Source organism: Blastococcus atacamensis (assembly GCF_002938425.1).
GTDB lineage: Bacteria > Actinomycetota > Actinomycetes > Mycobacteriales > Geodermatophilaceae > Blastococcus > Blastococcus atacamensis.
In genome coordinates, this window is the sequence record NZ_POQU01000031.1 from 1 (window position 1) to 26546 (window position 26546).

The window sequence follows — 26546 nt, forward strand, 5'->3', positions numbered from 1 at the left end:
TTGCATTTTATTTCTTATCTATTTCATTGTTATCTTGTGTCTATTTGTTTTTTTATGAGGCCGGCGACACCCGAGACTTCCCCTGAACAGTTAGTCGGCAGCGCCCGATGTGTATAAGAGCCAGGTCCTGGGCGGTGGCGGCGGCGAGGGCGGATCGGGGGCCGGGTTCGGAGGGCTGTCCGGCCTCGGGGACGGCCAGACCGCCGACAACGGCCAGCTCGCGCAGAGCTGCCGCTCCGGCGCCGACGCCAACGAGTCCGTCGACTGCGCCGTCGTGGCCGACATCGACTCGATCCAGGACTTCTGGTCCCAGGCGCTGGGCGACAGCTACACCCGCACCGACACCGTGTTCTTCTCCGGCTCGGTGCAGACCAGCTGCGGCGGCGCCAGCAGCGGGTCCGGGCCGTTCTACTGCCCGGCCGACCAGCTCGTCTACATCGACCTGAGCTTCTTCGACCAGCTGCAGCAGCAGTTCGGCGCCCAGGGCGGCCTGTTCGTCAACGCCTACGTCATCGCCCACGAGTACGGCCACCACGTGCAGAACCTGCTCGGTACCAACCGGCAGGTGCCCCCCGGCGAGACCGGCCCGACCAGCGGTACGGTGCGGCTCGAGCTGCAGGCGGACTGCTACGCCGGCACCTGGGCCGACCATGCCGAGACCGTGCCGGACGAGTCCGGGCAACCGCTGATCGCCGAGATCACCGAGGACGACGTCAACCGGGCCCTCGACGCGGCAGGGCGGATCGGCGACGACTTCATCCAGGAGAACCTGGGTGGCGGCACGGTGGACCAGGACGCCTTCACGCACGGCTCCTCCGAGCAGCGCCAGCGCTGGTTCCGCACCGGGTACGCCTCCGGCGACCCGCGGGCCTGCGACACCTTCGGCACCGACGACCTCGGCTGATGACGCCGACCGAGCCGGCCGAGCACCTCCGCGTCTCGAGGGACGGTCACGTCGCGACCCTGACCATCGACCGCCCGGCGAAGCGCAACGCGATGACGCTGCGCATGTGGGCGGACCTGCCGGGGGTGCTGGCCCCCCTGGCCGTCGATCCCGCCGTCCGGGTGCTCGTGGTCACCGGCGCGGGCCCCAGCTTCTGCGCGGGAGCCGACATCACCGACCTCCTCCGAGGCGAGGACCCGGCGGACCCGATGGCCGACGTCCGGCGGCACAACCTGGCCGCCCAGGCGGCGCTGCGCGACTTCCCGAAGCCCACGCTGGCGATGATCCGGGGCCACTGCATCGGCGGCGGGGTGGAGCTGGCCACCTGCTGCGACCTGCGGTTCGCCGACAGGACCGCGGTCTTCGGCGTCACCCCGGCCAAGGTCGGCATCGTCTACACGCCTTCGTCGACCAGCGCGCTGCTCGACCTCGTCGGCCCGGCGACGACGAAGTACCTGCTCTACAGCGGGGAACTGCTGGACGCCGACGCCGCGCTGCGGACCGGCCTGGTGGACCGGCTGCTGGACGACGTAGAGCTCGAACCGGAGGTGCGCCGGTTCGCCGACGTCCTCGCGTCGCGCTCGGCACTCAGCCAGCGGGCCACCAAGGAGGTCGTCGCCGCGCTCACGGTCGGTGACGACGCCGAGTCGATGGCGGCGGCCCGGTACCGCGAGACCATCGCCGCCGGTGAGCTGGCGGAGGGCGTCCAGGCCTTCACCGAGCGCCGCGCGCCGCGGTTCCCCTGGCCGAACTGATCTTCCCCGTTTCGTCCACCCCCTGACGCGGGTACCTGACCCTCCGCGAGGAACGGTGCTCTGCGGAGCGGCGGAGGACGGCGCAGCGCAGGTCGCTGGCCGACGTCCGCCACCCGATCCCGCCCCGGGACGCACGGATGCGCCGGGTGGACGACGTCAGTTTTCCTGTGCACCACCAGTGCGCTGACCCACCGTCATTGCGGCCGTCCGGGCCGGTGAGCAACCGTCCGGATGTGTGCGGCATTGCCGCTGGGGTAGCGCCTCCACCGACCACATGCATGCCGAGGAGGACCGATGACTCACTCCATCGACACCCCGTTCCCGCCCCCGGCTCCCGTCGATACGGGCGCCACGACCGCCAGCACCTCGAGCTCCAGCACGTCGAAGGCCGACGTCGCCAAGGACGAGGCCCGCAACGTCAAGGACACCGCCGCCCAGGCCGGTGGGCAGGTCGCGGCCACCGCGGCCGACCAGGCCAAGACGGTGGTCGACGAGACCCAGCGTCAGGCCAAGGACCTGCTCGAGCAGGGCCGTTCGCAGCTCAAGGAGCAGACGGTCGGCCAGCAGCAGAAGGCCGCGTCCGGCCTGACGTCGCTCGCCCAGGAGCTGCGCGGCCTCGCCGACGGCACCGGCAGCGGCGCCCCCGGCCCCGCTCGTGACCTGCTCCACCAGGCCTCCGGGATCGTCGAGGGCTTCGCCGACAAGCTGCAGAACCGCGAGCCGGCCGAGCTGCTCGACGAGGTCCGCGCCTTCGCCCGCCGCAAGCCCGGCATGTTCCTGCTGGGTGCGGCCGCCGCAGGTGTGCTCGCCGGACGCCTGACCAGCGGTGTCCGCGCCGCGCACACCGACTCGGGCTCCACCGGTGGCGGTGCCTCCTACCGGACCACGCCCACCAACTACGTGGACCCGGCGCCGACCTACTCCGACTACTCCAGCGCCACCACCGGCACCGGGGTCGCCACGGGAACCGGCGCACCGCTGCCCCCGCCGCCGTACGGCACCACGCCGCCGGCCGGCAGCATGGTCCCGCCGGCGACGCCCGCGGGCTGGGACGACCCGGCGCGCCGCCCGGGTGAGGTGGGCTGACATGAGCTCCCCCTACTCCGGGGCGACTCCCGCGGGGACCCCGCAGAGCTATGCCGACCCGACGCCGCAGAACTACGCGGCCGACTACAGCGGCGGCATGGGGACCCCCATGACCGAGGCGGGCCACCCGGACGTCGAGGGCGTCTCCGTCGGTGCCCTCATCGGTGAGGTCGCCAAGGACATGTCCACCCTGATGCGGCAGGAGCTCGAGCTCGCCAAGGTGGAGATGAAGGCCGAGGCGAAGAAGGCCGGCACCGGTGCCGGGCTCTTCGGCGCTGCCGGCTTCGCCGCCTACATGGCGATCTTCTTCCTCTCCATCGCCCTCTGGTGGGCGCTGTCCCACCTCGTGGGGCACAGCTGGTCCGCGCTCATCGTGGCCATCCTCTGGGGCGTCGTCGCCGCCGTGGCCGGCCTGATGGGCAAGAAGAAGTTCCAGCAGGTGAACCCGAAGCCCGAGCGCACCGTCGAGACCCTCCAGCAGGTTCCCGGCGCACTCAAGCCCAACTGACCAGCAGACCGCTGAGGTCTCTTGAACGGCAGGAGCCGAACATGACCAGCAGTGACCCGGATGTCATCCGGCGGCAGATCGAGGACACGCGGCGCGAGCTCAGCTACGACGTGGACGCCCTCAACGAGAAGGTCAACCCGTCCCGCGTCATGGACCGTCGGGTGACCGCGGCCAAGGGCCGCGTGACCAATCTCAAGGACAAGGTCATGGGCACCGCCCACGACACGAGGTCCTCGGCGCACGGCATGGCCTCCGACGCGGCCGGCTCGGTGCAGAACTCCGCCTCCACCGCGGCTGACAGCGTCCAGCACGCGGCCCAGTCCGCGGTGGGCGCCGTCCAGCAGGCGCCGGAGACGATCACCCGTCAGGCGCAGGGCAACCCCCTCGCCGCGGGCCTCATCGCCTTCGGCGTGGGTTGGCTGGTCTCCAGCCTGCTCCCCGCCTCGCAGAAGGAGCAGGACCTGGCCCAGCAGGCCGAGTCCGCGGTCCGCGAGAACAAGGATGCCCTTCTCGCGCCGGCCAAGCAGGCCGCGCAGGAGATCGGCGAGCAGCTGAAGCCCGCCGCCCAGCAGGCGGTCGAGGAGGTCAAGTCCACCGCTCAGGGTGCGGCCGAGACCGTGAAGCAGGAGGGCCAGTCCGCGGCCCAGGACGTGCAGGGCCAGGCCCAGCAGTCCAAGGAGACCGTGCAGAGCCAGGCCTCCAGCTGATCAGCTGATCAGCGGGTCGCCGACCCGCTCCGTACGCCTGCGCCCCGCCGGGAACTCCCGGCGGGGCGCAGTGCTGTCCGGACGCCCTCCCCCCGACGGGTGAGACGTCCCGGCCCCCGCTGCAGGGCCCCTCCCGTGGCGCCGTTCCTCCCGGGGACGACGCCAGGCGGCGGCGGCCGCGACCGCGGTCGGACGCCACGACCGACGGGAGCTCCTCGTGGACTCGGCCCTGCACGCCACCGACCCCTCCCCCGGTCGGTCCCGGGTCCTGGTGGCCGACGACGAGGACGACATCCGCGACCTGGTCTGCGTGGCCGTGCGCAAGGCCGGCTGCGACGTGGTCCGCTCGGTCAACGACGGCGCCGAGGCGCTGGTCGCCGCGCGCACCGACCTGCCCGACCTGGCCGTCCTGGACGTCTCGATGCCCGGGGCCACCGGCCTGGAGATCTGCACGGCGCTGCGCGAGGACCCGGTCACCACCGGCATCCGCATCCTGCTGCTCTCGGCCGGCGCCTCCCCCGACGAGGTCGCCCGCGGCCTCTCGGCCGGTGCCGACGCCTATCTCGCCAAGCCCTTCACCGTCGCCGGCCTGGTCTCCCAGGTGCGGGCGCTGACCGTGGGGGTGCCGGCATGAGCCTCGCCGTCCTGGACCGTCCCGCCGCCCCCGTGCCCGCGCGGACGCACCGGCTGACCGACCCCGCCACCTGGCAGGCCACGCTCCGCGGGCCGCTCCCCTGCACCGTCGTCTTCGCCGCGACGGCGGCGGTCCTGGCGGCCGGCTGGGTGCCGGTCGTCGACCGCCTGCTGACCGGCGCGGGGGTGGCCGTCGCGGTCGCCACCTCCGCCACCGCTTGGGCGGTCCGCCGGTCGCGGGCGAGCCTCCGGTCGCTGGCCGTCCCGGCGGCGCACCTGGTGGCCGTCGCCCTCCTGTACGCCGGTACCGCGTCAGCGACCATGCTCTTCCTGCTCCTCGGCCCGCTCCTGGTGCTGTCGTCGCACCCCACCCGCGCCGGGGTCCCGATCGCTGCGGGCGGCACGGCGGTCGTCCTGCTGGTCCCCGAGCTCATGGGCACCGCGTTCGCCGCGGCGCACCCGCCGGCCGGGGCGCTGCTGCTCGGTCCGCTGGCCGTCGCGGTGGGCAGCCTCGCCGTCCACGAGGACAAGCGCCGCGTCATCGCCCAGGCCGGCGACATCGCCCGGCTGCAGCGCGAGCAGTCCGCACTGCTGGAGCAGGTGCGCAGCCGCGCCGACGAGCTGGACACCGCCTCGCGGATCCTGGCCGCGCGCGCCCAGACCATGACCAGCGTCATCGACGCGGTGACCCAGCAGTCGATCATCGGCACCGACCGGGACGGCACCATCCGCGTCTGGAACCCCGGCGCGGAGCGAATGCTCGGTCTGCTGCGGCCTGATGTCGTCCGGAAGCGGTCGATCCTCGAGTTCCACGAGCCGGACGAACTCGCTGCCGCTGCCGAGAGCATCGGATCGACCACGCCGCTCGAGGCGCTCGTGCACGCCGCCCGGGTGGAGGGCAGCGACGTCCGCGACTGGACCTACGTCGCCGCCGACGGCAGCCACCGCACCGTGTCGGTGGCCATCACGCCGCGGTCGGACGACCGCGGCGTGCATGCAGGCTGGAACTTCGTCGGCACCGACATGACCGAGACGCGTGCCACGCAGCGGATGAAGGACCAGTTCGTGAGCCTCATCAGCCACGAGCTGCGCACCCCGCTGAGCTCGATCCTGGGCTACCTCGAGCTGGTCATGGACGACGAGGAGTCACCGCTCACCGAGGAGCAGCGCCAGTACCTCTCGACGGTCGAGCGCAACGCCCAGCGTCTGCTGCGGCTGGTCGGCGACCTGCTCTTCACCGCGCAGGTGGAGAGCGGACGATTCACCCTCCAGCCGGCCGACGTCGACCTCGCCGGGGTGGTCCGCGCCGCCGAGGAGACCGCCCGCGTCGCCGCGGCGAACGCCGGCGTGGAGATCGTGGTGGACGTGCCGGCCGACGGCCTCGTCGTCTCCGGGGACGCCGTCCGCCTCGGGCAGGCATGCGACAACCTGGTCTCCAACGCCGTCAAGTTCACCCCCGGTGGCGGCCAGGTGCGGCTCTCGCTGCAGCGGTCCTGGCAGACCGCCGACGGCGAGGTCGTGGCCGAGCAGCGCCCCGGCGCCGTCCCCGTGGCGCTGCTGTCGGTGGCCGACACGGGCATGGGCATCCCGGCCGGCGAGCAGGGACAGCTGTTCACCCGGTTCTTCCGCTCCTCCACCGCCCAGCGCAACGCCGTGCCCGGGGTCGGTCTGGGGCTGACCATCACCAAGGCCATCACCACCGCCCACGGCGGCTCCCTGGACCTGGTCAGCGCGGAGGGCCAGGGCACCACCTTCACCATGGCCCTGCCCCTCGGGCCGGCGGCCTGACCGTGACCCGCCCCGCGCCCCTCGCTCCCTCCCGGGACGGGGGGCGTAGGGCGTCCCGGGGCCGGCGAGCGCTGTCCGGGGCCCGCAACCGGCCGATCTGCGGAGTACGGGCCGATTCCTTGCGGATTCCTTGCGGATCGCTGGCGGGTGGCCTGCGGTTGGCCCTCCAGAGTCTGTGTTGTCGCCGGAACACCGGTGGCACCACACGGACACAGGAGACATGGACATGAGCACCTCGACCGGCATTGCCACCAGCTCCACCGCCCGCAAGGTCGTCGCCTCGCTCGGCATCCTCGGTGCCACGGCTGCCATCGCCGGCCTCGGTACCTTCGGTGACTTCACCAGCAGCACCACCCCGACCGACCTCACCGTCGGCACCGGCACCGTCGCGATCAGCGCCGCCGCGCAGGGCACCGCCACCCTCGCCGCCACCGACTTCGTCCCCGGTGACTCGATGACCCGCGTGGTCAGCCTGAAGAACGACGGGGCCGCCCTCGGCGCGCTGAACCTGAACACCATGTCCTCCACCAGCACCAAGCTCACCTCCGACGCGCTCAACGGCCTCCAGCTGCGACTGGAGTCCTGCAGCGCCCCGTGGACCGACGCCGTCGTCCCGGTCTGCAACGGCACCAAGACCACCGTCAGCAGCGGCCAGGCGGTCCGGACCATCGACCTCGCCTCGTCCCCCGCCATGGGTGCGGGCAAGACCGACTACCTGGCGGTCACCCTCAGCCTGCCCACCACGGCCGGCAACGACTTCCAGAACCTGTCGACCAAGCTGTCCCTGGTCTTCACCGGCACGCAGCGCAGCGGCACCGCCCGCTGATCCCGGCCCGACACCGATACGGAGATCCACGCCATGACCACCGTCCTCCCCGTCCGCCGCCCAGGGGCAGCCACGGCGCTGCCCCTGGACACGGACGAGCGCTCGACCGCCGGCGGCAACGCCGGCCGGGCCCGCCAGATCTGGGGCCGTCTGGCCCCGTGGCTGGCCCGCGGCGCCCTGGGGATCGCGGTCCTGGCATTCGCCGTCCTCGCCGTCGGGCCCCACGTGTTCGGCTACCGCACGATGACCATGCTGACCGGCAGCATGGCTCCCGAGATCGAGCCCGGCGATGTCACCGTCGCCACCCCGGTCCCCGTCTCGGAGGTCACCGAGGGCATGGTGATCAGCTACCACATGCCCGTCGGGGACCAGCGCCTGGTGACCCACCGGGTCGTCTCGGTGGACCGCGCCGCCGACGGCAGCGTCACCGTCCAGACCAAGGGCGATGCCAACACCGCGAACGACCCGTGGACCGCGAGCCTGGAGGGCGACACCGTCTACCAGGTGCAGGCGGTCATCCCCGAGGTCGGCGAGCTGATCCGGCTCTTCCGCACCCCGGGCCTGAGCCAGGCACTGCTCTACGGTGCACCGGTCCTCCTGGCGGGCTGGCTGCTCATGACCATCTGGCGCCCCGAGCGGAACGAGAACGAGGAGGTCCCGGCATGACCGCCATCCGGCGAACCGTGACCGTCGTCGGCCTGATGCTGGCCGTCGTGGTCGGCAGCAGCATCCCCTCATCGGCCCTCTACAGCGCCTCCACCACGATCACGGAGCCCGTCTCGACCGGCCGGGTCGCGGCACCCTCCTCCCTCACCATCGAGGACAGCTGCCGGGGCTGGTGGTACGAGGCGACCGTCAGCTGGCCGGCCAGCACCACGAGCCGGGGCGTCACCGGCTACCGCGTCATGGCGCACCTGAACACCGGCGAGTCGGTCGTCATGGCAGAGACGGACGCCGCCACCCGGAGCGTCTACCAGCAGGTCAACGCGAGCTACCTGAACTACCAGCCCCGCCTCTCGGTCATCACGCTCACCAGCTACGGCTGGACGGCGGAGACCCCGCGATCGGCGGTGCTGACGTGCTGAGCCTCGTCCACTCTGTCGACGCCGTCGAGGACCCGGCCGACGAGCGCCTCGCGCCGCTCTCCGCCGTGCTCGTCCCCGGCACCCTCCTGGACTTCCTGCGCGGCCGGACCACGGGGCCGGCCGCGCGGGCAGAACTCCTCCCCGTCGCCGACGAGGACCTGCACGCCGGGGACCTGGGCGACGAGGACCTGGACGCCGACCTGATGGAACGGCTGCAGCAGATGTACCGCAGCGCACTCCCCGAGCGGCTCTCCGCGATCACGACGAGCACCTCCGCCGGGAACGCCCCCGCCGTCGCCTCGGCCGCCAACACCCTGGCCGGGACCAGCGGCCAGCTGGGCCACCCCGAGGTCGCCTCGATCTGCCGGGCCATCGCCGCCGACGCCCGCCGCGGCGTGCTCGCCCACTCGCGGGTGCAGGAGCTGCAGGCCCTCGCCGGCGCCTGAGGAAGGACCCCCGTCCTCCCCACCCCTCGCACGCTCGGGGCGGGCCCCTGGACGGGGGCCTCTCGCGGGTCGTCCGCAGAGGACGACTCCTGGTCCTAGGCCACCAGTCGGTAGCCGACTCCGCGGACGGTCTTGATCTCGGGCGAGTTCAGACCGGCCGCGACCAGCTTGCGGCGCAGGTTGGACATGTGCGCCTCCACGAGCCGCAGGTTGCCCTCCCAGTCGGTCTGCCAGACCTCGCGCAGCAGCGTCTCCCGCTGCAGCACCCGGCCCGGGCGGGAGGCCAGCGCGGCCAGCAGGTCGAACTCGGTGCGGGTCAGGTCGACGATCTCGCCGTCGACCCGGACCTCCCGGCTGTCCTCGTCGACCTCGAGCTCGGCGAGCCGGCGGACCGAGTCGGCCGCCTCGACGGCTGCCGACGGAACCGGGGGCGCGGTGCGCGGGAAGCGCAGCATCGCCTGCACGCGGGCGGCGAGCTCGCGCGGGGAGAACGGCTTGGCCATGTATCCATCGGCACCCACGGCCAGGCCGATCAGGAGGTCGACCTCCTCGGCGCGGGCGGTGAGCATCAAGACGTAGCACGCGGTCTCGGCCCGGATCTGGCGGCACACCTCGGTGCCGTCGGCGTCCGGGAGCCCGAGGTCCAGCACGATGAGATCCGGCGGGTTCCGCCGCACCTCCTCCAGTGCCGCACCGCCGGTGCCCACGGCGCGCACCGCGAACCCGGCACGCTCGAGGACGGTCACCACGAGCTCGCGGATCTCCTCGGTGTCCTCGACCACGAGCACGGACTGTTCGGGCACGACATCTCCTCCTCACGCTGAGCTGTCACGGCGCGGCGGGCCGGTCGGCCTTCCGTCACCTGACCGGGTGATCGGCACGCGGAAAGCCCTGCTTGAGCCGCGGGGCGGTCGCCCGGGAGGGGTGTTCCACCCGGAGGGGTGAGGAAAGGGGCAGCTCGGCTCATGACGGGGGCCGCTCCCGCCGTCAGAAGGAGCGGGGACGCCCCGTTCCCTCCCGGCGACAACCGGGGGACCCGACCGAGGGAGCCGGAATCGTGGACGGTGCACTGCACGTCCTCGTCGTCGACGACGACCCCGACACCGCGTTCTTCGTGCGCACCGTGCTCCAGCGCGGCGGCATGACCGTGACCACCTGCGGGGACCCGCTCGAGGCACTGGCCCTCGTGGGCCGCGTCGAGTTCGACGCCGCCATCACCGACATCGAGATGCCGGGCATGACCGGGCTGGAGTTCCTCGACCGACTGCGCCAGGTCCGCCCGGACCTTCCCGTCACGGTGATGACCGCGCACGCGTCGGTGGACTACGCCGTGGAGGCCCTGCGCCGGCAGGCCGACGAGTTCCTGGTGAAGCCCGTCCCCAAGGACACCCTCGCCGCGACGATCCGCCGGCTGGCCGGGACCGCCGCGGCCAAGCGCGCCGCCGCTCCGCAGCGGCAGACGGTGCTCGCCATCGGCGCGCACCCCGACGACGTCGAGATCGGGGTCGGCGGCACGCTGGCCGCCCACCGCTCAGCCGGCGACCAGGTCGTCATCCTGACCCTCTCCCGCGGTGCCCGCGGAGGTGAGGTCGACTCCCGCCAGGACGAGTCGCTGGCCGCCGCCGAGCTGATCGGCGCCCGCCTCTTCCTCGAGGACCTCGAGGACACCCGCATCAGCCCGATGGACCCGACCATGTCCATCATCGAGCGCGTCGTCAACGAGGTGCGTCCCACGCTCGTCTACACGCACTCGGCCAACGACCGGCACCAGGACCACCGCGCCGTGCACCAGGCGGCGAGCGTGGCGACCCGGTCGGTGCCCACCGTCGCGTGCTTCCAGAGCCCCTCGGCCACCATCGACTTCCGGCCCACCCGCTTCGTGAACATCGACGGGTTCACGCGCACCAAGCTCGACCTGCTGGCCGCCTTCCGCTCGCAGGCCGGCATCCGCGCCTACCTCGAGGACGACTTCGTCCTGGCCACAGCCCACTACTGGTCGCGCTACACCAGCGGCGGCCGCTACTGCGAGCCGCTGGAGGTCATCCGTGACGGCGGCGGGGTCGTCGGCGCCACGAGCGACTCCGCCTTCCGGCCCGCCTCTTCCTCCACGGCCACCTCCTCGATCACCCCGGAGCGCTTCGGTGTCTGACTCTCCCACCCGCGTCCTCGTGTCCGGCGCCGGCGGCCCCGCCGGCATCGCCGTGCTCCGCTCGCTGGCCCACCGCGACGACGTCGTGCTGCTCGCCGCCGACATGGACCGCTACGCCAGCGGCCTCTACCTGGTCGAGGCCGGTGCCCGGCACCTGGTCCGCCCCGGCCTGAGCGAGGAGTTCGTCGACCACCTCGTCGAGCTGTGCGAGCGGGAGCGCGTCGACGTCCTCTTCTCCACGGTCGACGTCGAGCTGCCCCGGCTGGCCGCCGAGCGCAAGCGCCTGGACGCCGTCGGCACGACGCTGGCCGCGCCGAGCCTGGAGACGCTCGAGGTCTGCCTGGACAAGTACGCGCTGGCCCAGCGCTGCGCCGGCGTCGTCCGCACCCCGCGCACCGCGCTGCTGGGCGACACCGACCCCGGGAGCTGGGACTACCCGGTCATCGTGAAGCCCCGCCGCGGCGCCGGTTCGCGTGGCGTCCACCTCGTGGAGGACGCCGCCGCGCTGCGCGCCCTGGGCAGCGACGAGGACATCCTCGTGCAAGCCCACCTGCCCGGCGACGAGTACTCGGTCGACACCCTCGCCGACGCCGACGGCACCGTGGTCGCCGCCGTGCCCCGGTCGCGGCTGCGGGTCGACTCCGGGGTCTCGGTGGCCGGCTCGACCGTCGCCGACCCGGAGCTCGAGGACACGGCCCGCCAGGTGGCCGCGGCCATCGGCCTGGTCGGCGTCGCCAACATCCAGCTGCGCCGCGACTCCGACGGCCGCCCCGCGCTGCTCGAGGTGAACCCGCGCTTCCCCGGCGCGATGCCGCTGACCGTGGCCGCCGGCGTCGACATGCCCTCCCTCGCGCTGGACCTGGCGCTGGAGCGGCCGCTGCCGGCCTCGGTGCCCTTCCGGGAGCTCGCCGTCGTCCGGTACCTGGAGGACGTCTTCCTCCCGCTGGCCGAGGTCGTCGCCGACGAGACCGCCCGATGACCGCCGCGCTGGGTGAGCTGGATCTGCTGCTCACCGACCACCACGTGCACTCCACCTGGTCCGACGACGCGATGAGCGCCCCTCTGCAGAACCTGGTGGCCGCCCGCGACACCGGTCTGGCCAGCATCCGCATGGTCGACCACGTCCGGACGACGACGACGTGGGTGCCCGGGTTCCTCGCCGAGGTGTCCGCGCTGCCCCGCATCGAGGGCCTCGAGGTGCTCACCGGCGTGGAGGCGATGATCCTCGACGCCTCCGGCCGGCTCGACGTCCCCGACGACCTCGTCGTCGGCGCCGGCGGTGTGGACCGGGTGCTCATCGCCGACCACCAGTTCCCCGGGCCGGACGGCCCGTGGAGCCCCCGCCGCACCATCGAGGAACTGGCCGCCGGGCTGCCGGCCGAGGACGCGATGAGCATCCTGGTCACCGCCACGGTGGGTGCGATGGAGCGGGCGGGCCGCGGCCAGCTCGCCCACCTGTTCTCCCTGCTGCCCCAGATCGGGCTGCACGAGAGCGAGCTGCTCGACGAGCACGTCGCCGCGATCGCCGACGCCGCCGTGCGCACCGGGACCACGGTGGAGGTCAACGAGAAGTGGCGCTGCCCGGGCCCCCGCGTGGTGCTCCAGCTCGCCGCCGCCCGGGTTCCCCTCGTCGGCTCGACCGACAGTCACGAGGCCGCGACCGTCGGCCGCTACTCCTGGGTGGCCGACGCGGCCTCCGCGACCCGACTGGTGGGAACCCGATGAGATACCTCTTCCCCGCCGAGCCGGCGTGGGCCACACCGCGCTGACCGTCTTCCTGCTCGTGCTCGTGGCGGTGGGCGCGATCCCGGGGCTCGCCGGCCTGGGCCAGTTCCCGGTCATCCCGCTGCACGCGGTGCGCAACCACCGAGGCCGACCGGTGCGCGGCCGCGGCTCTACGTCGGGATGGCCGCGGCGATCGCCGTCGTCGTCGCGCTGTACTTCGCCCGCGCACTGCTCCTGGGCTGAGCTCCGTCCCACGTCGCTCACCTGCACCTCTGGCGCGATCGGCTTAGGCCAGGCTAACCTGCGCGGGTTGCCCGGCGCCCCGCGTCGGAGCAGCGCGACCCCTGCCCCGACGTGAGGCGACCGCTCCATGTACGTGTGCCACTGCAATGTGGTGACCGACCGCGACATCCTCGAGGCCATCGCCAACGGCGCCCGGTGCATCGCCGACGTCGCCCGGGCCACGGGCGCCGGCCGCACCTGCGGCAACTGCGTCGACTCCATGCGCGAGCTCGTGTGCAAGCATTGCCCGGTCCGCGCCGAGCGCACGACCGAGCGCCCGGCGGAGCGAGAACTGGGAGTCGCTGGTGCAGCCCGTTAGCCCCCGTGTGGTCGAACTGCTCAACGACGCGTTGACCTTCGAGCTCACCGTCACCAACACCTACTTCCTCAACGCGCGCATGCTCGACGCGTGGGGCCTGCCGAAGCTCGGCAAGGTCTTCTACGACCTCTCCATCGACGAGATGCGCGACGCCGACGCCCTCATCCAGCGCGTCCTGCTCTTCGACGGCCACCCGAACCTGCAGCGCCTGGGTGCCATCCGGATCGGCGAGACAGCCGAGGAGATGCTGGTCCTGGCCCTCGACAGCGAGAAGGCCGCCGTCGCGCAGTTCAACGCCTCGGCCAAGGAGTGCCACGACCTCGGCGACCACGGCACCGCCTCGGTGTTCGAGGAGATGGTGCTCGACGAGGAGAAGCACGCCGACTGGTTCGAGGCCCAGCTCGCCGCGATCGAGCGGGTCGGTGCTCCCCAGTACCTCGCCGCGCAGATCGTCACCGAGACGCCTGCCTGATCCACCCGGCACCTCAGAGGGCCCTCTCCCGACGCCGGGAGAGGGCCCTCGTCGTCGAACGGCTCTACAGCGCCAGGTCGCGCAGCTGCTCCAGCTGCAGGGTCGCCGCGCGCAGACCGATCCCGGTGTAGAAGACGTCGTCCTCGACCGCGAAGGCGCGCCCCTCGGTGACCGCACCCAGCCGCGGCCACAGCGGGCCGGCCACGACCGCCTGCTCCCCGGAGTCCGTGGCCGGTCCGTAGGAGGAGTGCAGGACGATGTCCGCGTCGGCCTGGGTCAGCTCCTCGGGCGACAGCTCCGCGAAGGTCGTGGTCTCACCGGTGGGCAGCTGGAGCTGGTCCAGCCCGATGTCGGTGAGCACGGTGCCGATGAACGACTGCGCCGTGTAGACGCGGATCGTGCCCTCGACGAAGCGCATGGCGCTGACCGTCGTCCCGGCCGGGTCGCCCAGCTCCTCCCCCAGCGCGGCGGCGTCGGCCTCGTAGTCCTCCAGCGCGGCCCGCGCCTCGTCCTCCAGGCCGAGCGCCTCGGCGTCGAGCAGCAGGTTCTCCTTCCACACCGCCCCGACCTTCTCGGCGAAGACCGTCGGCGCGATCTGCGCGAGCTGCTCGTAGATGTCCTCGTGCCGCACCTTGTTGGAGAGGATGAGGTCCGGCTCCAGCGCCGCGATGGCCTCGAGGTCGGGCTCGGCGATGGTGCCCACCACCTCGACGCCCTCGGCGTCGTCGGCGAGGTAGCTGAGGAAGCCGTCGGAGACGGCGGTGGTGACGGCGCCGATCGGGGTGATGCCCAGCGACAGCGCCGAGTCCAGCTCCCCGGTGTCGAGCACGACGACGCGCTGGGGCCGCTCCGGGATCTCGGTGCTGCCCATCGCGTGTTCCACGGTGCGCGGGAAACCCTCCGCCGCGGACGAGCCGCCCGCGGCCTCCTCGGGTTCCGAGTTCCCGCCACAGGCGGTGAGCGCCAGGGCAGCGGTGAGGGTCGCCGCCACCGCACGCAGGACGCGCGTCGTCATTCGTTCTCCTTCGATCTCCCGGGCGCGAGCAGGTCGCCCACGCCGCTGGCCTGCGCGGCAGCCGTGTGCCAGACTGCCGAAGCCAGGTGAGGCTAGCCTAAGTCAGAAGCCGGTCTGCACCTGCGAGATCAGGAGCCGCCGTGACCGTCGAGACCGCCCAGGTCCCCGCGTACCGCACGTTCCCCGTCCGGGTCGCGCGGGTGCGGCGGCTGAGCGAGAGCTTCCTGCGGGTCACGTTCACCGGTCCCGAGCTGAATGCGTTCGCCTCGAACGGCTGGGACCAGCGGATCAAGGTCCTCCTCCCGCTGCCCGGCCGCGGCACCGTGGACTGCCCGGCCAGGGACGACTGGTACGGCGCCTGGCGGGCGCTGCCGCCGGAGCAGCGGATGCCGATCCGCACCTACACCGTCCGGGCCGCCCGCCCGGAACTCCTCGAGGTCGACGTCGACTTCGTGCTGCACGGCGCCACCGGACCGGCCTCGGCCTGGGCCGAGCGGGCGGGAGCCGGCGACGAGGTCGTCCTGGTCGGGCCGAACGCCCGCTGCGCCGGACCCACGGGCGGGTTCGAGTGGCACCCCCCGGTCGACACGTCCTGCCTGCTGCTGGCCGGCGACGAGACGGCCGTCCCGGCCATCTGCGCGATCGTCGAGAGCCTGCCGGAGGGTCGGCACGCCCGGGTTCTGCTGGAGGTCCCGACGGCGGACGACGCGCTGGACGTCGCTGCACCGCGCGGAGGCGAGATCACCTGGCTGCCGCGGCAGGCAGCCCCGGGCGTGGAGCCGGCACCTCGCGGGCGACTGCTGACCGCGGCCGTCGTGGCGGCGGTGCGTGCCCTCGGCGACCGGCTCTCCCCCTCCCCCGCCGCCGAGCTCGCCGACGTCGACGTCGACTCCGAGATCCTCTGGGACGTGCCGGACGACACCCCCGCGCGCGGGTCCTCCGGCGTCTATGCCTGGCTGGCCGGAGAGGCCGCGGTGGTGAAGGACCTGCGCCGGCACCTGGTGCGCGACGTCGGCATCGACCGCCGCTCCGTGGCCTTCATGGGGTACTGGCGCGAGGGCCGGGACAGCGACTGACGCCTTCCGTTTGACACCGTGTCATCGCCCGGTGTCACATGGAGGGATGCCGAACCACGACGTGCTCGCCATGGACGGCCTGAGCATCATCGGGACCGTCGGCTTCTTCGTGCCCGCAGCGATCCTGATCGCCCTGGTCGCCGGCGCGGTCGTCCGGGACCGCCGGCTCAGCGCCCGGGACGCCGCCGCCGAGGCCGCCCGGGAAGGTCTGGCCCGCGAGGCGCTGCCCGACGGCGACACCCCTCCTCGTCCTCCTCGAGCTGACGACGCTCCTACCCCTCCTCGAGCTGACTGAGCGCGGCCTCCACCGCCGCCTCCACCTCGGTCGCCATCTGCGTTCGGAAGGCCGCGAGCATGGCCTGCGCCGCCACCGGTTGCAGGCGGGTCACCGTCGCCAGGATCTCCTCGAGCCCCTCGCGCGGTGCCCCCGCGTCGACGAACGCCCGCCAGCCGGTGTCGACGAACATCTGCACGTACGTGCGCGCGATGGCTGCCACGTGCTCGTTGACCTCCGCCTGCGCCGTGATGAGGGCGGCGGGCGGCACTCCCAGGTTGACCACCTGCAGGCCGGCCATGAGCAGCGCGGGGTCGAGCACCCGCAGCCGCCCGTCGTCGAGCCGCTCCACCAGTCCCAGCTCGACCAGCTGGTCGACGATCTCCGGCTGCTCGGGGACGCCGGCGCGGGCGGCGAGCTCCGCTCCCGTGGTGATCTCCGGCTCCGGCGGCAGCCAGGGCGCCAGCAGCGCGCGGTGCAGGGCGAGGGTCGCCGAGCTGGCCGTGGGCGGGGCACTGGCCAGCGTGCGCTCGATCATCGCCAGCGAGTAGCCCTCGGCCAGCATCTCGCGCACGAGCAGCAACCGGGCGACGTGCTCCCGGCCGTAGTAGCCGGTCCGGCCGACCATCCGCGGTGGCGGTAGCAGTCCGCGGGCCGAGTAGGCCCGCACGTTGCGGACGGTGACCCCTACGCGCGCGGCCAGTTCGTCGACCGTCAGCTGGCGATCGGACGGCTCGCCCGCGGGCTCGGCCTGTGGTGCGCTCACCCGTCCCTCCTTCCCGTCGGAACCTCACCGTAAGCCGCTCATTCTATGTATCACTTGTCGATGTCACCGTGATGGGTGTTCCATAGCCCCATGCCTCGAGGGAGTGCCATGCCACTGGCCGCTGAGACCCGCCCCGCCGGGGGCGCCGCCATCGGAGAGGTGCTGCTGGCGACCGGGATCGGTCTCGGTCTGACCGCGGTCCTGCTCGCCCTGGTCTTCCTGCACCGCACGCGGCGCTCGGCGGTCCTGACCCGGATCGGGAACCGGCTCGGCTCTGCCACCGGGGTGCCCGCCTGGGTGGCGCTGCCGACGGTCCTCACCACGATCTCGCTGCTGGTCGCCCTCCTCGGCATGTTGTGGGACATCAGCCTGCACATCGGCATCGGCCGGGACGAGGGACCGCTGGCGAACCCGGCGCACTTCCTCATCCTCTTCGGCCTGTTCGGCGTCTTCGCCGGCGGCATCCTGGCCTGCGCCATGCCGCTGGACGAGAAGCCGGGCCCCGCCGCCGTCCACTTCCTGCGCGGCTGGGACGTCCCGGTCGGCGGCGTGATCCTCACCACGGCCGGCTTCTACGCCCTGCTCGGCTTCCCCCTCGACGACGTCTGGCACCGGATGTTCGGCCAGGACGTCACGCTGTGGGGCCCGACGCACCTGATGCTGATCGGCGGCGCCGGGCTGTCCATCATCGGTCTGCTGCTGCTCGAGCAGGAGGGCCACGGCGGGCTCTCCACCGACGACGGCGACCGCAAGGTCGGCCAGACCGCGCGCTTCCTCCGCCAGGCCTCGGCCATGGGTGGTCTGCTGCTGGGACTGTCGGTGTTCCAGGGCGAGTACGACTTCGACGTCCCCCAGTTCCGGCTGGTCCTCGAGCCGCTGATGATCGCCGGAGCCGCCGGTCTCGCCCTGGTGGCCGCCCGGCTGTTCATGGGTCGTGGTGGCGCGCTCGCCGCCGTCGCCTTCTTCCTCGTCATCCGCGGCGGCATCTCGCTGATCGTGGGACCGGCGTTCGGGGAGATCACCCCGTCCTTCCCGCTCTACCTGGGCTCGGCGATCCTGGTCGAGCTGCTCGCCCTGTCGGTGTCCCTCGCGCGCCGACCCCTGGTCTTCGGCGCGGTCGCCGGCGTGCTGGTCGGCACCGTCGGGCACGCGACCGAGGCCGGCTGGACCCAGTTCACCCAGACCCTGTCCTGGAACAGCGACATCCTGGTCGAGGGCACGCTCATGGCTGTCGTCGGCGGGATCGTCGGTGGTCTGCTGGGCGCGCTGCTCGCCTCGGGCCTGCGCCGCCGGCTGCCCCGCCCCGCGATCGCCCGCACCGTGGTCGTGGGCTCGGTGCTCGTCCTGGCCGCCGCCGTCGCGAACGGCCTGATGGCGACCGTCCCGGGCGACGTCGAGGCGACGTTCGGCATCGAGGACGTCGAGACCGAGCCCCGCACCGCGAACGTCACCGTGGAGATCGACCCGGCCGACTTCGTCGACGACCCCGCCTGGGTGCAGATCACCGCCTGGCAGGGCGACGGCCTGGTCGTCACCCAGCTCGAGCGCACCGGCGAGGGCACGTACCGGACCGCCGAGCCGGTGCCGCTGCACGGCACGTGGAAGACGCTGCTGCGCATCCACGACGGGCGCACCCTCACCGCGGTGCCGATCTACCTCCCGGCCGACGAGGCCATCGGCGAGGAGGAGGTCCCGGCCGAGGACGGCATGACGCGCTCGGCGATCCCGGAGGTCGAGATCCTGCAGCGCGAGCTGAACGGTGCGACCGGCGGCCTGTGGACGATCTCCAACCTGGTCGTGCTCGCCTGCACGCTGGCACTGATCGCCGCCATCTCCTGGGGCGTGGGCCGGTACGCCCGCCGCGCCAGCGTGCGGGAGCCCTACGCCGACGCCCCGGCGGACAGCCCCGCCGAGGGGACCACCGCGACGGGCACGGTGGGCCGATGAGCCGGCGGGTCCTGGCCGCCGCTCTCCTCCCCCTCTCGCTGGTCCTCGCCGGCTGCGCCGGCACCGAGGTGCTGGACGCGGCCGGGTCGAGCTCGGCCGCGTCCAGCACCTCGGGCGGTGCGACGGAGGGCAGCACGGCCGCCACGACCCCCGCGGAGCCGGCCGGGACGGCGCTGACGGTGGAGGTCGCGGGCGGTCAGCTCGCCGGCGACACCGGCCGGGTGCCCGTTCCGCTGGGGGACCCGGTGACCGTGACGATCACCAGTGACACCGCGGACGAGGTGCACCTGCACGGCTACGACGTGACCGCGGACCTCCCGGCCGGCACACCCGTGGAGCTGAGCTTCGAGGCGACGATCCCCGGGGTCTTCGAGCTCGAGCTGCACGACGCCAGGACGGTGCTGCTGACGCTGCAGGTCTCGTGACCGGGCTCGCGAGGTCACGAGACGGCAGAGCAACCTGGGGCACGGAGCCGGCGAGCGACAGCGAGACGACCCCGTGAACCTGCTCGCGCACGGGGTCGGGTCACGCACCGACCTCCCGATCCCGCTCGGCCTGGCCCTGTACGGCGCCGGTGCGGCGATCCTGATCAGCTTCGCCGCACTGCTGCTGCTGTGGCGCTCACCCAAGCTGGGCGGGCCGGGGTCCGGCCGGCCGCTGCCGCCGGCCGTCCAGCGGTTCGTGGAGAGCGCGGCCACCCGCCGGGCGCTGCAGGGGATGGCGCTCGTCCTCCTCGGGGTCGTGGTCGCCGCCGCCGTGGCCGGGCCGCCGGAGACGCGGCGCAACCTCGCCCCCTGGGCGCTCTACATCACCTTCTGGGTGGGGCTGGTGCCGGCCAGCCTGCTGCTCGGGCCGGTCTGGCGGGCAGTGAACCCGCTGCGGCTCCTGCACGCCGGGCTGAGCCGCCTCGTCCGGTCCGCCCCGGGCGGGGGGCGGTTGCCCGCGCTGGGGCTCTGGCCCGCGGCGGCGTCCCTGCTGGTCTTCCTGTGGTTCGAGCTGGTCTACCCCGGCCGCGCGGAGCCCGCGACGGTGGCGGCGTTCCTCATGGCCTACGGAGTGGTGCACACCGGCCTGGCCCTCTGGTTCGGCCCGGGCTGGTTCGCCCAGGGCGACGGCTTCGAGGTCTACTCGACGCTGATCGCGCGACTGTCCCCGTGGGGCCGCCGGGACGACGGCCGGATCGTGGTCCGCAACCCGTTGGCCAACGCGACGGCGACGCCGGAGACCCCGGGGCTCGCCGCCGTCGTCGTCGTGATCCTCGGCTCGACGGCGTTCGACGGCCTCACCCGCACCGTCTGGTGGCAGACCGGTCCTGGAGCGGCGAACGACTCCTTCTCCGGCACCGCGGGGCTGGTGCTGAGCATCGCCCTGGTGGGCGGGCTCTACCTGCTGGGCACCCGGCTCTCCGGGCGGCTGGCCCGCCAGCCCCTCGGCGTGCAGCCGCGCCGGTACGCCGCGACCGTCGTCCCCATCGCACTGGGCTACACGGTGGCCCACTACTTCAGCCTGCTGCTCCTGGACGGGCAGACGACGTGGATCCTCGCGAGCAACCCGTTCGGCATCCCCGGTGTGGACCTGTTCGGGACGTACGGCAACGTCGTCGACCTCACCGCCGTCAGCCCTGACACCATCGCCTACGTCCAGGTGGGCGGGGTGATCGCCGGGCACGTCGCCGGGGTGACCCTGGCGCACGAGCGGGCACTGCTCTCCGAGCGCCACGCGCGGGCATCGGACCAGTTGCCGCTCGTGATCGTCATGGTCCTGTTCACGGTGGGCGGTCTGGGCCTCCTCTTCGGGTTCTGAGCCGCCCGGTCGGCTCACCCGAAAGGGAGTGCCGGCGGGCTCGCGTCTCCAGCTCCGGTCCAGGGACGTCGATGTCCCCGGTGCACGACCGGCTTGCGCGCCGGCTCCTGTCGCCGACCCGAAGGACCGCTCCCGTGATCGCTGTCACCTGCCGCAACGGCGAGCACTTCTCCGTCGATCCGGACCACATCGAGCGCATCGAGCGGACCGGCGACACCCTCGTCGTCCTGACCGACGGCACGCACTACGTCCTGGAGACCGGGTTCGACGAGCTGCTGCGTTCCATCAGCCGCCACCGAGCCGGCACCCTCGCCGCCCGAGCCCGGCTGGTCAACGGTTTCGCCGCGACGCCGACCGCGACCCAGCTCGCCCGGCGGCACGGGTCGCGCAGCGCCTCCTCGGACTGAGGATGGGTCGGAACGGCGGCGACCGACCGGTTGGCCGGTAGGCTCCGCCGGCCAGTGCCGACCGTCCGCGAGGAGATGTTCCGGTGGCGCCCGAGCCGGCGACGGGCCCTGACCAGCGGGACCTGCTGAGCCCTGGGAAGGCCGCGGCCCTCGGGCGGTCGCTGAGCACCTGGCAGACGGTCGACCGGCGCCTGGTGCACAAGACCGCACTCCCCGAGGTGCTGATCACCGACCTGCGAGCGCTCGGGCCGGATCTCGTGGCACTGGCTTCGCAGTGGCCGCGCACCCATCCTGTCTTCCAGGTCTACGCCCGGCTCCGCTCGGCCGCACCGGTGCTGCCCGGCCCCCGCCCGTCCGGCGAGACCCTGCCGTCCACGACCGTCGGGGCGTCACTGCTCGAGGTCGACCCCGTCACCCGACGTTCTTCGACCACCCGAGCGACCACCTGCCAGGCATGCTGCTCATCCACGCCGCCCTCAGGGCCGGGCGACCCGCCGACCGGGGACCTGCCGGGCAGTGGGGGTCCGACCTGCGGTTCGAGCGGTTCGCCGAGCTCGGCGTCGCCACCACCCTGGTCGCCTCCCGACGGACTCCGGCGTCCAGATCGTCGTGACCCAGCCGGCCGGCGTCGTCGCCCGCGGGACGGTGGAGGCCTACCCGGCCTCGCCGCTGGTGTCCGCGGCGGCCGCGCCGCCGGCCGCCGGCCGCAGCTGAGGCAGCACCAGCTTCCAGAAGTTGTCCAGTCGCCCGACCAGGTCGCGGCGGCCGGTGAGCTCCCACGACACCTGCTGCATGCCGAAGAAGCTGGCCACGACGGCCTGCGCGGTGCCCTCGGGCTCGACCGCGTCGTTGATCTCACCGCGCCGCTGCCCGTCGGTGATCAGGGAGCAGAGCGCCCCCTGCCAGCCGACGTAGGGCTGCGGGAGCTTCGCCAGGGCGTCGGCCGGGAGCTCGGCCAGCAGCCGCTTCCCCGCCTGCGTCGTCAGGTCGCTGCTGAACTGTTCCGCGGCCTTGTAGGTGCAGGCGACGAGCGCGTCGAGGGCGTTCGCGTGAACCGCCATGACCGAGCCGAGCAGTGGCGGCCAGCTGGCGTACATCTGCCGCACGATCTCGAGAGCGATCTCCTCCTTGGAGGGGAAGTGCCAGTAGACCGCGCCCTTGGTCATCCCCGTGCCCGCGACGATGTCGTTGAGGGAGGCACTGGCGTAGCCGCGGGTGCTGAAGAGCGTGGCGGCGGCCTCGACGATCATCCGGCGGGTAGCGGCACTGTCACTGGCCCGGCCGCGCGGACGACGACCGGCAGGTGCAGCTCCGGGCGGCTCCGTGTCCACCGGCTCGACCACTGCGTTCCTCCATCGTCCGGCGTGCTCGCGATGGGCGAGCGTAGCGGCATTACCTGCGAGTAGGGGTGTCCCTCTCATCTGGGCGGGTGAGACGCGCGGCCGGCCCCCTTCCCGGCAGCGAAGCGGGAGGAGGGCCGGCGCGGACGGGCGGGTCAGCCGCGCCCCAGCACCGCCAGCGTCTGGGCAGCCATCGCGGCCTCGCCCAGGGCGTTCGGATGCACGACCACCGGGTTGGTGCCCTGCAGCACCGGCTCGACCCAGCGGACGCCGAGCGCTTGGCAGGCGTCGTGGCCCTCCGACACCGCGGAGAGGTCCACGTAGGTGACACCCGTCGCCGCCGCGGCGCGCCGGACCGCGTCGTTCAGGGTGGCCTGGAGGCTCCGCAGGTAGGGCACGTCGCCCTCGGCGACCGGCATCTTGTCGAAGCAGCCGCCCGCGGCCGGCAGGATCCACGGGTAGCCGAGGATCGCGATCTCGGCCTTCGGCGACCGCTTCTTCACGTCCCGCAGCGCCTGGACCAGCGCCGGGTACGTGGTGGTCCGGACGGTGTCCTCGAAGGAGGTGCCGTACTTCTGCTGGCACGGGTTGCCCTGGCCGAGCGTGGAGAGGCCGGCGGCGCCGCAGGACAGGATCGAGTTGATGAAGACGCCGCTGTCGTTGCCACCGATCGTCATGGTGACCAGCTGGGTGCTCCGGCTCAGCGCGTCCAGCTGCGGGGCGACGCCGTCGTACTGGGAGGCGCGGAAGTCACCGGTGTCGGCGCCTCCGCAGGTGACGTCGGTCAGCTGCGCGCCGAGCTCCGCCGCCATGACGTGCGGGTAGTTGCGGATCGACCGCAGGCACTGCGGCGGGGCGGTCGGATCGGGCGGCAGGACGCCGGAGGCGGCGCTGTAGGAGTCGCCGAGGGCGACGTACTGGAGCGGCGCCGGCGGCGCCTTGGGCGTGGCCTGCGCTGCGGGGGCGACGACGAGACCGAGCAGGACCGCGACGGCGGCCAGGATGCAGGCGGCGAGACGGCGCACGTCTCCTCCAGTCGGCTGGGGGGCACTGTGCGCGGATCAACGGTCGAGACGGTGTCTGGTTACGCACGTCACAGGTAGTCGTCGCCGGAAACGCAGCAGGCCGCCCTCCGGAAGGAGGACGGCCTGCTCGTTCGGGTGGAGCTGAGGGGACTCGAACCCCTGACCCCCACACTGCCAGTGTGGTGCGCTACCAGCTGCGCCACAGCCCCGAACCCGGCCCGATCTGGTGCGTTCGAGCCGGGAGCAACTGTACAGGGCGCCCGAGCCGACCCCGCACAGGGGTGGCCGGTGTCGCGCCCCGACCCGACGAGCCGGTCAGACCTCGACGCCGCGTGCCGCCAGCCACGGCACCGGGTCGATCTTCTTGCCACCGACGCCGCCCTGGTGCACTTCGAAGTGCAGGTGCGGGCCGGTCGACTGCCCCCGGTTCCCGAGCAGCGCGATGGTCTCGCCGGCCTCCACGAACTGGCCCGGCTCCACGAGGATCTTGTCCATGTGGCCGTAGACCGTCACGTCGCCGTTGTCGTGCAGGATGTAGACGGCCAGGCCGAAGCCGCTGGCCGAGCCCGCCCGCAGCACGACGCCGTCCATCGCCGCGTACTCGGGGGTTCGCATCGGGGCGGCCAGGTCGATGCCGTAGTGGAAGGTGCCCCATCGGCCGCCGTACCCACTCGTGAAGCGGGCGCCGTCGACGGGCAGGACGGCCTTCGGTCGCGCAGCCTCCGCTGCCGCGGCGGCCTCCGCCGCCTGGCGCTCGTCGCGCGCGGTCCGCGAGGCGGCGACCTCCTGCAGGCGGGCCTGCGCCTCGGCGACCGTGATCGACGCCTGCGGCAGCATCTCGACGTCCTCGTCCGTGGTGAGCAGCGCGTCCTGGGCCTCCATCACGGAGGTGGCGTCGGCCGAGGCGACCGGAGCGCCCTGCAGCCCCAGCACGGAGGCCGCGACGCCGCCGGCGAGCAGGGCACCGAGGAGCAGTGCCGGCCGACGCCTCGGGTAGGGCCCGGACGCTGGCCGTGCCCGCCGGGCAGCGGATCGACCGGTGCTGGGAGCCACGACTCCGAGCAGCTCCGTACGGGCCTCCTGGCCGAGCTTCGCGTCCATGCACCGTCCGTCTCGCGCTCCGCGGTCCCCGTCGGACCGCAGACATCGAAACATTCCGTGACCCGTTCGTGACCCCGCGTTCGACGCGTCACCGAGGACACGCCGGAGTGATGTGCACCACCAGCCCCTGCCGTCACATCTGTCACTCTGTCGATGACGAACGGATCCCCGTCCGGGCGTTTATGATCACGAGCACCCCGCTCGCGATGCCGTGCTGGTTTGCGAACGGTCCAGCTCGGGCATCCCGGTTCTCCGGCGTGAAACATCCCGCGCCGCCCCAGCGCCTCCCGCGTTCGTGAAGCGGCGCCGGGTGTAGTTGCGCGGCACCCCAGCACACCCGTGTACTGCTGATCGACTCGTACCCGGAACGAGAACGGGTCCGATCCGCCGTGCCCAGGACAGAAGAAGAAGGAGGGATGCGATGTCGCAGGCCGAGTTCCTGCCCCTCCCGGCCACCACCGGGTCCACCGCGACCGTTCTTCCCTCCGGGACCGCACCTGCGGTCCCGATGACCGCCACCGCGTCCGGCACGGCCCTCAACGTCGCGGCGGCCGCCGAGATCCGGCCGCTCGCTGATGCGACCCTGTCCCACCACGGCGGGCAGCTCGCGGTTCCGACCTACGACCGCTCGGCCCTCACGCCGGCCGTCGTGCACTTCAGCGTGGGCGGGTTCCACCGCGCCCACCAGCTGGTGTACTTCGACGAGCTGGCCGAGCGCCGCATCAGCACCGACTGGGGTGTCATCGGTGTGGGCCTGCGCAGCCGCACGATGAAGGACGCCCTGGCGCCGCAGGACCACCTGTACACCGTGGTGGAGCGCAGCCCCGACGGCGAGCGGGCGCGCGTCGTGGGCGTCATGGTCGGCTACCACTTCGCTCCCGAGGACCCCGCCGCCGTCCTGGACCTGCTCACCGACGAGCGCACCCGCATGGTCTCGCTGACCATCACCGACAGCGGCTACCGCCTGGACCCGTGCACCGGCCTGTTCGACGCCGACGACCCCGACATCCGCTCGGACGTCGAGGACCCGTCCCGCCCGCGCACGGTTTTCGGCTTCATCGTCGAGGCGCTGGACCGCCGTCGACGAGCCGGCCTGGCGCCGTTCTCCGTCGTCTCCTGCGACAACATGCACCGCAACGGTCGGGCCGCGCGCACCGCCGTCGTCGGCTTCGCCCGGCTCCGCGACGAGGTGCTGGCGCGCTGGATCGCTGACCGCGTGGCGTTCCCCAGCAGCATGGTCGACCGCATCACGCCGCATACGTCCCCCGAGGAGCGGGAGGCCGTGGCCCAGCGCTACGGCGTCGACGACCGCTGGCCGGTCATCACCGAGCCGTTCTCGCAGTGGGTCATCGAGGACACCTTCTCCGACGGCCGCCCGCCGCTGGACGAGGTGGGCGTGCGGTTCGTGCCCGACGTCGGCCGGTACGAGCTCATGAAGACGCGACTGCTGAACGCCAGCCACTGCGCCCTGGGCTACCTCGGCTCGCTGGCCGGTCACAGCAGCCTCGACCAGGTCATGGCCGACCCGGTCTTCGCCGGCTACGTCGCCCGGCTCATGGACGTCGAGGTGACGCCGCTCCTTCCGCCTCCGGACGGCATCGACCTGTCCGACTACAAGCGCTCGCTGCTGCAGCGGTTCGCCAACCCGGCGATCGCCGACGGGCTGCCCCGGTTGTGCCGCCGCGGCTCGACGAAGCTGCCGCACCACCTGCTGCCCTCGCTGCGCCAGGCGCTCGAGGAGGAGCGCCCGCACGCACTGCTCACCCTCGCCGTCGCCGGCTGGATCCGGTACCTGCGGGGCACCGACGACGCCGGCCGGCCCCTCCCCCTCGAGGACACGCTCGGCGACCGGCTGCGGGCGCTGGCACGCGAGGGGGGCACGGACCCGCGACCTCTGCTGCGCGAGACCTCGGTGTTCGGCGATCTCGGGTCCGTCCCGGGCTTCGCCGACGAACTGGAGGAGACCCTCGTCGCGCTCGACCGGTTCGGCGCCCGGGCGACGGTCGCCCTCCGATCCCTCCAGCCGGCAGCACTCCCCCGGTGACCGCCGATCCCCGACCTCGTCCGA

30 protein-coding genes and 1 tRNA gene are annotated in these 26546 nt (G+C 72.9%); 24 read left to right on the plus strand and 7 right to left on the minus strand.

The genetic code is table 11. The features are described 5' to 3' along the window. The first annotated feature begins 109 nt into the window (after positions 1-109). From ypfJ to C5508_RS09465, 11 genes are all read left to right on the plus strand, one after another. Positions 110-904: a KPN_02809 family neutral zinc metallopeptidase gene (gene ypfJ, locus C5508_RS09415; protein ID WP_104524689.1), complete on the plus strand. Its 795-nt coding sequence runs from the start codon at positions 110-112 to the stop codon at positions 902-904. Further along, a complete protein-coding gene (locus C5508_RS09420; RefSeq protein WP_104524690.1) occupies positions 904-1698 on the plus strand; it encodes an enoyl-CoA hydratase/isomerase family protein in 795 nt (264 codons plus the stop codon). Before ypfJ ends, C5508_RS09420 begins: the two co-directional genes overlap by 1 nt. Positions 1699-1992: 294 nt before the next feature. Next, positions 1993-2784: a hypothetical protein gene (locus C5508_RS09425; RefSeq protein WP_104524691.1), complete on the plus strand. Its 792-nt coding sequence runs from the start codon at positions 1993-1995 to the stop codon at positions 2782-2784. A gap of 1 nt (position 2785) precedes the next feature. Further along, positions 2786-3292, plus strand: a complete 507-nt coding sequence (locus C5508_RS09430; protein ID WP_104524692.1) for a phage holin family protein — start codon at positions 2786-2788, stop codon at positions 3290-3292. 41 nt (positions 3293-3333) lie between these two features. After that, on the plus strand, positions 3334-3999 hold the full coding sequence (locus C5508_RS09435) for a DUF3618 domain-containing protein (protein ID WP_104524693.1): 666 nt from the start codon (positions 3334-3336) through the stop codon (positions 3997-3999). A gap of 217 nt (positions 4000-4216) precedes the next feature. Next, complete coding sequence (locus tag C5508_RS09440; RefSeq protein ID WP_198597992.1) at positions 4217-4633, plus strand: response regulator transcription factor; 417 nt, start codon at positions 4217-4219, stop codon at positions 4631-4633. Beyond that, positions 4630-6420, plus strand: a complete 1791-nt coding sequence (locus C5508_RS09445; protein WP_104524694.1) for a sensor histidine kinase — start codon at positions 4630-4632, stop codon at positions 6418-6420. Before C5508_RS09440 ends, C5508_RS09445 begins: the two co-directional genes overlap by 4 nt. A gap of 226 nt (positions 6421-6646) precedes the next feature. Continuing rightward, on the plus strand, positions 6647-7246 hold the full coding sequence (locus tag C5508_RS09450; protein ID WP_157944049.1) for a M73 family metallopeptidase: 600 nt from the start codon (positions 6647-6649) through the stop codon (positions 7244-7246). Between the two features lie 33 nt (positions 7247-7279). Beyond that, positions 7280-7912, plus strand: coding sequence for a signal peptidase I (locus tag C5508_RS09455; RefSeq protein WP_104524696.1), 633 nt, complete (start codon positions 7280-7282; stop codon positions 7910-7912). Further along, positions 7909-8331 carry a hypothetical protein gene (locus C5508_RS09460; protein WP_104524697.1) on the plus strand — a complete coding sequence of 141 codons (423 nt, stop codon included), beginning with the start codon at positions 7909-7911 and terminating at the stop codon, positions 8329-8331. The genes C5508_RS09455 and C5508_RS09460 overlap by 4 nt, the downstream gene beginning before the upstream one ends. Continuing rightward, entirely contained in the window at positions 8325-8777 is a 453-nt protein-coding gene (locus tag C5508_RS09465; protein ID WP_104524698.1) for an Hpt domain-containing protein, read from the plus strand. The genes C5508_RS09460 and C5508_RS09465 overlap by 7 nt, the downstream gene beginning before the upstream one ends. Before the next feature lie 95 nt (positions 8778-8872). On the opposite strand, the gene C5508_RS09470 is transcribed toward C5508_RS09465, so the two are convergent. Then, positions 8873-9580 (minus strand): response regulator transcription factor, encoded by a 708-nt coding sequence (locus C5508_RS09470; RefSeq protein WP_104524699.1) that lies wholly within the window; start codon positions 9578-9580, stop codon positions 8873-8875. Positions 9581-9834: 254 nt separating this feature from the next. On the opposite strand from C5508_RS09470, the gene C5508_RS09475 reads away from it, so the two are divergent. The 5 genes from C5508_RS09475 to bfr all read left to right on the plus strand — a co-directional run bounded on the left by C5508_RS09475 (position 9835) and on the right by bfr (position 13724). After that, positions 9835-10926 carry a response regulator gene (locus C5508_RS09475; RefSeq protein WP_198597993.1) on the plus strand — a complete coding sequence of 364 codons (1092 nt, stop codon included), beginning with the start codon at positions 9835-9837 and terminating at the stop codon, positions 10924-10926. Next, positions 10919-11905 carry an ATP-grasp domain-containing protein gene (locus tag C5508_RS09480; RefSeq protein WP_104524700.1) on the plus strand — a complete coding sequence of 329 codons (987 nt, stop codon included), beginning with the start codon at positions 10919-10921 and terminating at the stop codon, positions 11903-11905. Before C5508_RS09475 ends, C5508_RS09480 begins: the two co-directional genes overlap by 8 nt. Continuing rightward, positions 11902-12651: a histidinol-phosphatase gene (locus C5508_RS09485; protein WP_104524701.1), complete on the plus strand. Its 750-nt coding sequence runs from the start codon at positions 11902-11904 to the stop codon at positions 12649-12651. Before C5508_RS09480 ends, C5508_RS09485 begins: the two co-directional genes overlap by 4 nt. Before the next feature lie 370 nt (positions 12652-13021). Then, positions 13022-13252, plus strand: coding sequence for a (2Fe-2S)-binding protein (locus C5508_RS09490; protein WP_104524702.1), 231 nt, complete (start codon positions 13022-13024; stop codon positions 13250-13252). Further along, a complete protein-coding gene (gene bfr / locus C5508_RS09495) occupies positions 13239-13724 on the plus strand; it encodes a bacterioferritin (RefSeq protein WP_104524703.1) in 486 nt (161 codons plus the stop codon). Before C5508_RS09490 ends, bfr begins: the two co-directional genes overlap by 14 nt. 64 nt (positions 13725-13788) lie before the next feature. On the opposite strand, the gene C5508_RS09500 is transcribed toward bfr, so the two are convergent. Beyond that, entirely contained in the window at positions 13789-14739 is a 951-nt protein-coding gene (locus C5508_RS09500; RefSeq protein ID WP_104524704.1) for an ABC transporter substrate-binding protein, read from the minus strand. A gap of 140 nt (positions 14740-14879) precedes the next feature. Here C5508_RS09500 and C5508_RS09505 point away from each other — a divergent pair, with 140 nt between their 5' ends. Further along, positions 14880-15815, plus strand: coding sequence for a siderophore-interacting protein (locus tag C5508_RS09505; protein WP_104524705.1), 936 nt, complete (start codon positions 14880-14882; stop codon positions 15813-15815). A gap of 46 nt (positions 15816-15861) precedes the next feature. Further along, the gene (locus tag C5508_RS09510) at positions 15862-16110 is read left to right on the plus strand and encodes a hypothetical protein (protein ID WP_104524706.1); all 249 of its coding nucleotides are present in this window, start codon (positions 15862-15864) and stop codon (positions 16108-16110) included. Here the strand turns inward: C5508_RS09510 and C5508_RS09515 are convergent. Next, the gene (locus tag C5508_RS09515) at positions 16088-16855 is read right to left on the minus strand and encodes a MerR family transcriptional regulator (protein WP_104524707.1); all 768 of its coding nucleotides are present in this window, start codon (positions 16853-16855) and stop codon (positions 16088-16090) included. The genes C5508_RS09510 and C5508_RS09515 overlap by 23 nt on opposite strands. 108 nt (positions 16856-16963) lie before the next feature. Between C5508_RS09515 and C5508_RS09520 the strand changes: the two genes are divergently transcribed. The 5 genes from C5508_RS09520 (at position 16964) to C5508_RS20705 (ending at position 21625) form a co-directional block, all read left to right on the plus strand. Continuing rightward, positions 16964-18802: a hypothetical protein gene (locus tag C5508_RS09520; protein ID WP_104524708.1), complete on the plus strand. Its 1839-nt coding sequence runs from the start codon at positions 16964-16966 to the stop codon at positions 18800-18802. Further along, a complete protein-coding gene (locus C5508_RS09525) occupies positions 18799-19227 on the plus strand; it encodes a cupredoxin domain-containing protein (RefSeq protein ID WP_104524709.1) in 429 nt (142 codons plus the stop codon). The genes C5508_RS09520 and C5508_RS09525 overlap by 4 nt, the downstream gene beginning before the upstream one ends. Positions 19228-19300: 73 nt before the next feature. After that, positions 19301-20605 (plus strand): hypothetical protein, encoded by a 1305-nt coding sequence (locus tag C5508_RS09530; RefSeq protein WP_104524710.1) that lies wholly within the window; start codon positions 19301-19303, stop codon positions 20603-20605. A 134-nt stretch (positions 20606-20739) separates the two neighbouring features. Then, a complete protein-coding gene (locus C5508_RS09535; protein ID WP_157944050.1) occupies positions 20740-21012 on the plus strand; it encodes a flagellar FlbD family protein in 273 nt (90 codons plus the stop codon). 274 nt (positions 21013-21286) lie between these two features. Beyond that, positions 21287-21625 carry an AfsA-related hotdog domain-containing protein gene (locus tag C5508_RS20705; protein WP_198597995.1) on the plus strand — a complete coding sequence of 113 codons (339 nt, stop codon included), beginning with the start codon at positions 21287-21289 and terminating at the stop codon, positions 21623-21625. A 40-nt stretch (positions 21626-21665) separates the two neighbouring features. On the opposite strand, the gene C5508_RS09545 is transcribed toward C5508_RS20705, so the two are convergent. From C5508_RS09545 to C5508_RS09560, 4 genes are all read right to left on the minus strand, one after another. Next, positions 21666-22433: a ScbR family autoregulator-binding transcription factor gene (locus C5508_RS09545; protein WP_104524713.1), complete on the minus strand. Its 768-nt coding sequence runs from the start codon at positions 22431-22433 to the stop codon at positions 21666-21668. 74 nt (positions 22434-22507) lie between these two features. Then, positions 22508-23377 (minus strand): SGNH/GDSL hydrolase family protein, encoded by an 870-nt coding sequence (locus C5508_RS09550; protein ID WP_104524714.1) that lies wholly within the window; start codon positions 23375-23377, stop codon positions 22508-22510. A 136-nt stretch (positions 23378-23513) separates the two neighbouring features. Next, positions 23514-23586: transfer RNA gene (locus C5508_RS09555), tRNA-Ala, on the minus strand. Between the two features lie 106 nt (positions 23587-23692). Beyond that, positions 23693-24478 carry a M23 family metallopeptidase gene (locus C5508_RS09560; protein ID WP_104524715.1) on the minus strand — a complete coding sequence of 262 codons (786 nt, stop codon included), beginning with the start codon at positions 24476-24478 and terminating at the stop codon, positions 23693-23695. A 421-nt stretch (positions 24479-24899) separates the two neighbouring features. On the opposite strand from C5508_RS09560, the gene C5508_RS09565 reads away from it, so the two are divergent. Next, a complete protein-coding gene (locus C5508_RS09565) occupies positions 24900-26522 on the plus strand; it encodes a mannitol dehydrogenase family protein (RefSeq protein WP_198597996.1) in 1623 nt (540 codons plus the stop codon). The last annotated feature ends 24 nt before the right edge of the window (positions 26523-26546 follow it).